2 pseudogenes are annotated in these 11,428 nt (G+C 71.2%); both read left to right on the top strand.

The features are described 5' to 3' along the window. Positions 1-117: 117 nt before the first annotated feature. Positions 118-10,797 (top strand): annotated as a pseudogene (locus tag MID12_RS31895) (SDR family NAD(P)-dependent oxidoreductase); the annotation flags it as partial. After that, positions 10,689-11,348 (top strand): annotated as a pseudogene (locus MID12_RS32535) (KR domain-containing protein); the annotation flags it as partial. The pseudogenes MID12_RS31895 and MID12_RS32535, both read left to right, overlap by 109 nt. Positions 11,349-11,428: the final 80 nt, after the last annotated feature.

Here is an 11,428-nt window from a genome sequence, read left to right as displayed (position 1 = left end):
ACCGCGGATCGCGCACCCCAGGAGAAGCCACCCGTAATTCAGCGCTCCCGGGCACCCGAGAACCCGCACCAAGCAACCACAGCACCATGCTGCTTCAGGAAGGCTGGACTGATCTCGATGGCGGACGAGCAGAAAGCCGTTGAATACCTCCGACGCGTCACCGCGGACCTGCACAAGACGCGCCGTCGCCTGAACGAGGTCGAGGCCGGCATGCTGGAGCCGATCGCCGTGGTCGGCATGGCCTGCCGCTACCCCGGCGACGTCCGCTCCCCCGAGGACCTGTGGCGGCTGGTCACCGAAGGCACCGACGCCACGGTCGACTTCCCCACCGACCGCGGCTGGCCCGAGGACCTCTACGACCCCGACCCGGAGCGCTCCGGCAAGTCCTATGCCCGCCGCGGTGGCTTCCTGGACGAAGTGGCGGACTTCGACGCGGAGTTCTTCGGGATCTCCCCGCGTGAGGCGCTGGCGATGGACCCGCAGCAGCGGATTCTCCTGGAGACCGCCTGGGAGGTCCTGGAACGCGCCCGCCTGGACGCCTCGGCGCTGCGCGGCACCCCCACCGGCGTCTTCATCGGCGCCTCCACCTCCGCCTACGTCGCCGATCTCGACAACGTCCCCGAGACCGTCGAGGGCTACACCCTCACCGGCAACCTCGCCAGCGTCCTGTCCGGCCGCCTGTCGTACTCCTTCGGTTTCGAGGGCCCCGCGGTCTCCGTCGACACCGCCTGCTCCTCCAGCCTGGTCGCCCTCCACCTGGCCATGCAGTCCCTGCGCCAGCGCGAGTGCACCCTCGCCCTCGCCGGCGGCATCGCGGTGCTGGCCAGCGCCACCCCCTTCATCGAGTTCTCCCGCCAGCGCGGCCTCGCCCCCGACGGACGCTGCAAGCCCTTCTCCGCCGACGCGGACGGCACCGCCTGGGCCGAGGGCGTCGGCCTGCTGGCCCTGGAGCGGCTGTCGGACGCGCGTCGTCTGGGTCACCGTGTGGTGGGTGTGCTGCGGGGTTCGGCGACGAATCAGGACGGTGCGAGCAGCGGCCTGACCGCGCCCAACGGTCCTTCGCAGCAGCGGGTGATTCGTGCTGCGTTGGCGAATGCGGGTCTGGGTGTGGCCGATGTGGATGCGGTGGAGGCGCACGGTACGGGGACCAGGCTCGGGGATCCGATCGAGGCGCAGGCGCTGCTTGCGACGTACGGGCAGAACCGTCCTGCCGAACGGCCCGTGCGGTTGGGGTCGTTGAAGTCGAACATCGGGCATGCGCAGGCGGCTTCGGGTGTCGGCGGGGTCATCAAGATGCTGATGGCTCTGGAGCGCCAGGAGTTGCCGCGTTCGTTGCATATTGCCGAGCCGTCGCCGTTCGTGGACTGGGAGGCGGGTGCGGTCGCGCTGCTGACCGAGCCGTCCCCGTGGCCGCGGGGTGAGCAGCCGCGTCGGGCGGGAATCTCCTCGTTCGGCGTGAGTGGCACCAACGCCCACCTCATCGTCGAGGAAGCGCCTCATGAGGAACCGGCCCAGCAGGGAGCCTCGGACACGAAGACTTCCGGCTCGCAGGCTGCTGGTACAGGCGCGGGTGAGGAGGCCGGGAAGTCCGCTCTTCCGGTGCTGGAGGGCGGGCTTGTGCCGTGGCTGGTCAGCGGCGGCAGCGGGGGTGGACTCCGCAGCCAGGCCCGGCAGTTGGCCGAGTACGCCGCTGACGCCGAGCAGCACTCCCCCGGTGACATCGCCCAGGCATTGACGGAACGTGCCCAACTGCGGCACCGGCTCGCCGTACTCGGTACCGGCCGCGCCGAACTCACGGACACCCTCAGCGAGTTCGCCAAGACGGGCACCACGACGCCTCACGCCCTCACCGGTACCGCCGATGGTGAGGCCAAGACGGCTTTCCTGTTCTCGGGTCAGGGTGCTCAACGCCCCGGCATGGGACGGGAGTTGTACGAGGCCTCGCCGGTCTTCCGTGCCGCGCTGGACGAGATCTGCACCCACCTCGATACGGAGATCGGGCGCTCGCTGCGCGAGGTGATGTTCGCCGCCGAAGGCACCCCTGAGGCCGAACTCCTCGACCAGACCCTCTACACCCAGACGGCGTTGTTCGCCTTCGAGGTCGCTCTCTACCGCATGGTGGAGGCCGCTGGGGTGAGTCCGGACTGCCTGATGGGGCACTCGATCGGGGAGCTGGCTGCCGCGCATGTGGCCGGGGTGCTGTCGCTCGCGGACGCGTGCACGCTCGTCGGAGCGCGGGCCCGTCTCATGCAGGAGCTTGCCCAGGGCGGTGTCATGACCTCCCTGCAGGCCGGGGCGAAGGAAGTCGAAGCTTCGCTGGCGAAGGTGACCGGTGGGGAGCGGGTGAGCATAGCCGCTCTCAACGGGCCCGCCTCCACTGTCGTTTCAGGGGACGCGGACGCCGTGGAGGCGGTGGCCGTCTACTGGCAGGAGCAGGGGCGCAAGACGCGTCGGCTGCGGGTCTCGCATGCGTTCCACTCCGCGCACATGGATCCGATGCTGGCGGAGTTCGAGAAGACCGCCTCCACTCTCACCTTCCACCCGCCGACCATCGCGGTCATCTCCAACGTGACCGGAAAGCTGGCCACCGTCGAGGAGTTGACCTCGCCTGCGTATTGGGCGCGTCAGGTTCGCGGGACGGTCCGCTTCCACGACGGCGTGAACGCGCTCGCCCAGGCGCAGATCCGCATCCTCCTGGAGGTCGGGCCGCGGGGTGTTTTGACGGCGATGGCGCATGACTGCCAAGACCAGGACCGGGATCAGCCTGCGTCTTTGATCGCCCCGTTCGCCCGTCACGACCGGCCCGAGGCGGACACCTTCCTGTCCGCTCTCGCACAGGCCTGGACCCACGGTGTGGAGGTCAACTGGCACGCCGTGCTGCCGGGTTCGTCGTCGGGGGCGGGGGTGGAGTTGCCGACGTATGCCTTCGACCGGAGTCGGTTCTGGCTGGAGCGCGGCACCACCAGCGGAGGCGACCTGGCCGGAGTCGGCCTGACATCGGTCGCACATGGTCTGGTCGCTGCGGCGGTTGAGGTTGCCGATGGGCAGTCCGTGGTCCTGTCCGGGCGGGTCTCGCTGTCGACGCATCCGTGGCTTGCTGATCATGCGGTGTCGGGGACGGTACTCCTGCCGGGGACAGGGTTCGTGGACCTGGTGATCCGCGCAGGTGACCAGGTGGGGTGCGGGCACATCGAGGAACTCGTCCTGCAGAGCCCGCTGGTGCTGCCTGCCGAGGGTGCGGTCGAGCTCCAGGCCGTGGTCGACGCCCCCGATGAGGACGGGCGGCGTGCGGTCACGGTCTACTCCCGGCCGCATACCGGCCTGGGCGGCATCTGGACCCGCCACGCCCAAGCCACCCTCAGCGAGCGCGTGGTGCCCGCTGGTGCCGGGCCCGCTGCCTGGCCACCGGCCGGGGCGGTGGCCGAGCCGGTCGAGGACGTCTACCAGGCCCTCGCCGACCACGGCTACTCCTACGGACCCGCGTTCCAGGCACTGGACGCTGTCTGGCGCGATGCCGACAGCGGTGCGGTCTTCGCCGAGGTCTCGCTGCCCGAGGACCTCGCCGAACAGGCGGGCCGCTACGGCCTGCACCCCGTGCTTCTTGAGGCGGCGCTGCACGCGCTGCGCGCCACCGAGGAGTTCGGCGGCCGGGAGGTGTGGTTGCCGTTCTCGTGGAGTGGTGTCTCCCTGCACGCCACCGGCGCCACCACCCTGCACGTCCAACTCCGCATCACCGAAGACCACACCCTCACCCTCACCGCCACCGACCCCACCGGCACACCCGTCACCCACATCACCACCCTCCACACCCGCCCCTCGACACCACCCACCTCACCACCCACCCCCACCCCCGACGGCCTCTACACCCTCCACTGGACCCCCACCACCACAACCACCCCAGCCCCCACAACCCCCATCCGCCTCACAACCCTCGGCACCACCACACCCCACCTCCCCCACACACCCACCACCACCCACCCTCACCGACCTCCAACACACCCTCGACCACACCCCCACCCCCCACCCACACCCTCCTCACCCTCACCACCCACAAGGAAGAAAAGGAAGACGGGGACGGGGAGGCCGGCGCCGACACCGCCCACACGCCGCACACCACCACGCCGAACAACTCCTCACCCACCTCCAGACCTGGCTCACCGACGAACGCCTCGAAAACACCCCCCCTCATCCTCCACACCACCGCGCCGTCACCACCGACCACACCGCACCCACCGACCTCGCCGCCGCCACCGTCTGGGGCATGGCCCGCACCGCACACAGACCGAACACCCCGACCGCTTCCTCCTCCTCGACACCGACCCCCACCAACCCCCCACCCCCACCCAACTCACCACCCTCCTCACCCACGCCCTCACCACCACCGAACCCCAACTCGCCCACCGACACGGCCAACTCCTCACCCCACGCCTTGCGGTGGCGAGCGCGGAAGCACAAGAGGCCGGTGCGCAGGCGGAGTTCGGCCCCGAGGGCACGGTGCTGCTGACCGGCGGCACGGGTGTGCTGGGACGGCTGTTCGCCCGCCACCTGGTGACGGAGCATCAGGTACGGCACCTGGTGCTCGCGAGCCGGCGCGGACTTGAGGCCCCGGGTGCGGCGGAACTCCTTGAGGAGCTGTCCGGTCTGGGAGCGCAGGCGCGGATCGTGTCCTGCGATGTGACCGACGAGGCCGCGGTGAACGCCGTACTGGGGCAGATCCCGGCGGCGCAGCCGCTGACGACGGTCGTGCACGCGGCCGGTGTCTCGCACAGCGCACTCCTCGACGCGCTGACGCCCGGTCAGCTGGCCGAGGTGATGGACGCCCGGGTGCGGGGCGCCCTGCACCTGGACCGGGCCACCCGGGGGCTGGACCTGTCGGCGTTCGTGGTCTTCTCCTCGGCGACCGGTGTCCTCGGCGGCGGCGGGTACGCGGGGCTGGCCTCGGCGGGCAGCTTCCTCGACGCCTTCGCCCGGCACCGCAGGGCGCAGGGGCTTCCCGCGCTCTCGGTGGCCTGGGGTGCCTGGGACCTCGGCGCCGGGGAGGCGGGCGCGGCCTCGGTGGACCGGCTGCGGCTCTCGCGTGAGGGTGCCGTACCGCTGTCCGCCGCCGAGGGGCTCGCGCTCTTCGACACCGCGCTGGCCACGGCTGCGGCCGAGGTGACGGTGACCCGGGCCGATGTCTCGGTGCTGCGGGAGCGGGCGATGGCCGGGGTGCTCTCCCCGCTGTGGTCCGGGGTCATCCGTACGCCGCTGCGGCGCTCGGCGGCCGCCGGAGGCGGGGCGGGCCTCTCGCTGGCCCGGCAGCTGATCGGGCTGCCGAAGCAGGAGCGGCACCGGGTCGTGCGCGAGCTGGTACGCGGCCATGTCGCCGCCGTCCTCGGACACGACGGTGCCGCGCGGGTCGACGAGAAGCAGGGCTTCCTCGACTCGGGCATCGACTCGCTGACCGCGGTGGAGCTGCGCAACCGGCTCAGCGCGGCGACCGGTCTGCAACTGCCCGCGACGCTGGTGTTCGACTATCCGACACCGGCGGCGCTGGCCCTGCACATCACCGAGGAGACCCTCGGCGCGCAGGCCGAGGCCCAGGTGAACGAGCCGGCCCGCATCCGGATCGACGAGCCCATCGCGGTGGTCGGCATGGCCTGCCGCTATCCGGGTGGGGTGCGCACCCCCGAGGACCTGTGGCGGCTGGTCGCCGAGGGCGTGGACGCCACCGGGGAGTTCCCCACCGACCGCGGCTGGCCGGGCGACCTCTACGACGCCGACCCGGAGCAGCTGGGCAAGTCGTATGTGCGCCGGGGCGGTTTCCTGGACGATGTCGCCGGTTTCGACGCGGAGTTCTTCGGGATCTCCCCGCGCGAGGCGCTGGCGATGGACCCGCAGCAGCGGATCCTCCTGGAGACCTCCTGGGAGGCGATGGAGCGCGCCGGGCTCGACCCGCTGGCGCTGCGCGGCAGTGCGACCGGGGTCTTCGTCGGCGCGGGCTCCTCCTCGTACGTCTGCGATATGAACAAGGTGCCGGAGAGCATCGAGGGCTACGCCTTCACCGGCAACACCTCCAGTGTGGTGTCCGGCCGGGTGTCGTACTCCTTCGGTTTCGAGGGCCCGGCGATCACCGTCGACACCGCCTGCTCCTCCTCCCTGGTCGCCCTCCACCTGGCGATGCAGGCGCTGCGGCAGGGCGAGTGCGGTCTCGCGCTGGCCGGTGGGATCACGGTGCTGGCCAGCCCCGGCGGCTTCATCGAGTTCTCCCGGCAGCGCGGCCTCTCCCCCGACGGACGCTGCAAGGCCTTCTCCGCGGACGCCGACGGCACCGCCTGGGCCGAGGGCGCGGGCATGCTGACCCTGGAGCGGCTCTCCGACGCACGTCGTCTGGGCCACCGTGTCCTGGGTGTGCTGCGCGGCTCGGCGACCAACCAGGACGGTGCCAGCAGCGGCCTCACCGCTCCCAACGGGCCTTCCCAGCAGCGGGTGATCCGCGCGGCCCTCGCCAACGCGGGCCTGCGCGCGGCGGATGTGGACGCCGTTGAAGCACACGGCACGGGCACCAAGCTCGGCGACCCGATCGAGGCCCAGGCACTCCTGGCCACCTACGGCCAGGGCCGACCTGCCGAACAGCCCGTACGACTGGGCTCGTTCAAGTCGAACATCGGGCACTCGGTGGCCGCAGCGGGCGTCGGCGGCGTCATCAAGATGCTGATGGCCTTGCAGAACGAGGAACTCCCCCGCACCCTCCACGCAGAGGAGCCCTCCCCCTTCGTGGACTGGGAGGCGGGCGCGGTCGCGCTGCTGACCGAGGCGTCCCCCTGGCCGCGCGGCGAACACATCCGCCGCGCGGGCATCTCCTCCTTCGGCGTCAGCGGCACCAATGCCCACCTCATCGTCGAAGAAGCGCCCGAGGACGAATCGCAAGGCGACCACCACGGCGGGACCGACACTGACCCGGAGGCCGGGAAGCCCGCGCTGCCGGTGCTGGAAGGCGACCTCCTGGCGTGGCCGATCAGCGGCGGCAGCGGCGGTGGACTCCGCACCCAGGCAGGGCAGTTGGCGGCGTTCGTCAACGGCACCGACGCCCCGGCGGGCGTGGCCGAGGTCGCCCATGCGCTCACGGGACGTGCCCAACTGCGCCACCGGCTCGCCGTACTCGGCACCAGCCGCGCCCAACTGGCCGAAGCCCTGGACGACTTCGCCACCACCGGCGGCACCTCGGCCCACACCGTGACCGGCACCGCCGACGGGGACGCCAAGACCGGTTTCCTCTTCTCGGGTCAGGGCGCCCAACGCCCCGGCATGGGACGCGAATTGTACAAAGCCTCGCCAGTCTTCCGTACCGCCCTCGACGAGATCTGCACCCACCTCGACCCGAACCTCGGCCGCTCCCTACGCGAAGTGATGTTCGCCGCCGAAGGCACCCCCGAAGCCGAACTCCTCGACCAAACCCTCTACACCCAGACCGCGTTGTTCGCCTTCGAAGTCGCCCTCTACCGCACCGTCGAAGCCACAGGCCTCACCCCCGACTACCTGATGGGCCACTCCATCGGCGAACTCTCCGCCGCCCACATCGCAGGCGTACTCACCCTCCCCGACGCCTGCACCCTCGTCGCCACACGGGCGCGTTTGATGCAAGACCTCCCCCAGGGCGGCACCATGACCTCCCTCCAAGCCGGAGCAGAGGAAGTCGAAGCCTCCCTGGCGAAGGTCACCGGCGGCGAGCGGGTCAGCATCGCCGCCCTCAACGGGCCCACCTCCACCGTCATTTCAGGTGACGCGGACGCTGTCGAGGCGGTGTCCGCGTACTGGCAGGAACAGGGACGCAAGACCCGCCAGCTCCGCGTCTCGCATGCCTTCCACTCCGCCCACATGGACCCGATGCTCGCGGAATTCGAGAAGACCGCCAGCACCCTCACCTACCACCCGCCCACCATCCCCGTCATCTCCAACGTCACCGGAAAGCCCGCCACCACCGAGGAGTTGACCTCACCCGCCTACTGGGCACGCCAAGTCCGCGGCACCGTCCGCTTCCACGACGGAGTGGAAGCGCTCACCCAGGCTCAGATCCGCATCCTCCTGGAGGTCGGACCCCGCGGCGTCCTCACCGCCATGGCCCACGACTGCCAGGAGAGCGAAACCCCCCAGGACGAGGAGCAGGAGCAGGCTCAACCGTCCGTACTCATCGCCCCGTTCACCCGGCACGACCGGCCCGAGACCGACACCCTCCTGTCCACCCTCACCCAGGCCTGGACGCACGGCGTCGCACTCGACTGGACGACCCTCCTCCCCGCTCCGAACCCCGACACCCAGGTGGAACTGCCCACCTACGCCTTCGACCGGACCCGCTTCTGGCTGGAGCAGGGCACCACCGGCAGCGGGGATCTGGCCGAGGTGGGGCTTGCCTCGGTCCCGCACGGTCTGGTGGCCGCGGCGGTCGAGGTCGCCGACGGGCAGTCCGTGGTCCTGTCGGGGCGGTTGTCGCTGGCGACCCACCCCTGGCTCGCCGACCACGCCGTCGCGGGAACCGCGCTGCTGCCCGGGACCGCCTTCGTGGACCTGGTGATCCACGCCGGTGACCACGTCGGCTGCGGGCACATCGAGGAACTGCTGATCCAGACCCCGCTGTCGCTGCCCGCCGAGGGCGCCGTGGAACTCCAGGTCGTGGTCGACGCCGCCGACGCGGAAGGACGGCGTACCGTCACCGTCTACTCGCGTCTGCACAGCGGCTTCGGCGGCAGCTGGACGCGGCACGCGGAGGCGACGGTCGGTGAGGCGCGGACCGGCACGGCGGGGTTCGGTGCCTTCGAGGCCTGGCCGCCCGCCGGGGCGGTGGCGCAGCCGGTGCGGGAGTTCTACGGGGAGCTGGCCGAGCGCGGCTATGGGTACGGCCCGGTCTTCCAGGGGCTGAAGGCCGTCTGGCGGGATGCCGCGGATCCGCAGGTGCTGTTCGCGGAGGTGGCGCTGCCCGCCGAGGCGGCCGAGCAGGCGGACCGGTTCGGGCTGCACCCGGCGCTCCTGGACGCGGCGCAGCACGCGCTCGGCTTCCGCGAGGGCTTCGGTGAGGAGGGCGTGTGGCTGCCGTTCTCGTGGAACGGTGTGTCGCTGCTGGCCTCGGGGGCGACGAGTCTGCGGGTGCGGATCCGCACCACGGGTGACGACACGGTCGCGCTGACGGCCGCGGACCCGGCGGGCAAGCCGGTCCTGATGATCGAGACCCTGCGGATGCGGGAGATGGATCCGGCCCAGTCGGAGGCCCAAGGGCCGGGCGTGGACGGCCTGTTCACCCTGGAGTGGTGGCCCGCCGCCGTGGCTCGGGAGGTCCCCGCGCTGCCGGAACCGGCGCTGCTGGGTGCGGGCCTGCCCACCGGTCTGCCCGGCACCCCGTACGCGGATGTGGCCGCCCTGACCGCCGCGCTCGACGAGGGCGCGGAGCTGCCCGGGTGTGCGGTGGTGGCGGTGACCTCACCGGGTGACGGTCAGTCGCCCGAGGCCGCGCACCAGGTGGCGGAGGAGCTGCTCGGGCTGCTGCAGGCCTGGCTCGCCGACAGCAGGCTGGAGTCGTGCCCGCTGCTGGTGCTGACCCGGGGCGCGGTCGCCGCCGGGCGGGAGATCTCCAACAATGTCGCTGACCTGGCCTCCTCGGTGGCCTGGGGCATGCTGCGTACCGCCCAGTCGGAGCACCCGGACCGCTTCCTGATCCTGGACATCGACGCGGACGCCGACGCGGACCGGGAACCAGCCGCCGGTGCCTGGGGCGAGCTGCTGGCGCAGGCCTTTGCCAGCGGGGAGCCGCAGCTCGCGGAGCGTGCCGGGGTGCTGCTCGCGCCGCGGACGGTGCGGTCCACCGGCAGTGGCCAGATCCCGGATGTCGCCGGATTCGGTGCGGGTACCGACTGGCGCCTGGACGCGCTCGGCGGCGGCTCGCTGGAGAACGTCGGCAAGGCGCCCAATCCGCGGGCGACCCGGCCCCTGGAGCAGGGCGAGGTCCGTGTCCAGGTCCGTTCGGCCGGGATCAACTTCTACGATGTCGCGGTTTCGCTGGGCCTCGCCCCGTCGGTGGACGGGCTGGGCGCCGAGGGCGCGGGCATCGTGGTGGAGACCGGCCCCGGAGTGGAGCAATTCGCCGTGGGCGACCGGGTGTTCGGGTCGTTCCCGGCGGCCTTCGCGCCGCTCGCGGTGGCCGATGAGCGCATGATCGTGCCGCTGCCGGAGGACTGGTCCTTCGAGCAGGGCGCGGCGATTCCGACGGTGTTCTTGACGGCGTACTACGCCCTGCACGATCTGGCCGGGATCAAACCCGGTGACAAAGTCCTCATCCACGCCGCGACCGGCGGCGTCGGCATGGCCGCCATCCAACTCGCCCGCCACTTCGGCGCCGAGGTCTACACCACCGCCAGCCCCACCAAATGGCCCACCCTCACCGCCATGGGCATCGACCACGACCACATCGCCCACTCCCGCACCCTCGACTTCCGCGACCAATACCTCACCCACACAAACGGCCGAGGACTCGACATCATCCTCGGCTCCCTCGCCGGCGAACCCGTCGACGCCAGCCTCGACCTCCTCGCCCCCGGCGGCCGCTACCTCGAAATGGGCAAAACCGACATCCGAGAACCCGGCCACGCCACCCGCAACCACCCCCACACCACCTACCAAGCCTTCGACCTCAAAGACGCCGGACCCACCCGCACCGCCACATACTCACCCACCTCACCACCCACCCTCCTCACCCACCACACCCTCACCCACCTCCCCAACCACACCTGGCCCCTCGCCAACCTCCGCCACGCCCTCCGCCACATGAGAGCCAAGGCCGCCACACCGGCAAAAACACCCTCACCCTCTCCCCACCCCCCTCAACCCCCACGGCACCACCCTCATCACCGGCGGCACCGGCACCCTCGCCCGCCACCTCGCCACCCACCTCATCCAAACCACGGCATCAAACACCTCCACCTCACCAGCCCGCCGCGGGACCCCACCACCCCCACGCCACCCAACTACGCCAACAACTCCTCAACGCAGGCGCCACCACCACCATCACCTCTCACCGCCCTGCGACACCACCAACCCCCCACCAACTCCACAACCTCCTCACCAACATCCCCACCCACCACCCCCTCACCGCCGTCATCCACACCGCAGAAACCCTCGACGACGCCACCCTCACCACCCTCACCCCCCAACAACTCCACCCCGTCCTCGCCAACAAAATCGACACCGCCCACCACCTCCACACCCTCACCCGCCACCACAACCTCGCCGCCTTCGTCATGTACTCGTCCGTGGCCGGTCTCCTCGGCTCCCCCGGACAGGCCAACTACAGCGCGGCCAACGCCTATCTGGACGCCCTGGCCGCCCACCGGCACGCACAGGGCCTGCCCGGTACGAGCCTCGCCTGGGGACTGTGGGCCGAAGCCGGGGGTATCACGCGGCA

The sequence above is a fragment of the Streptomyces sp. SCSIO ZS0520 genome (assembly GCF_025643355.1).
GTDB lineage: Bacteria > Actinomycetota > Actinomycetes > Streptomycetales > Streptomycetaceae > Streptomyces > Streptomyces physcomitrii.
This window is presented reverse-complemented; position numbering and strand designations above follow the sequence as displayed.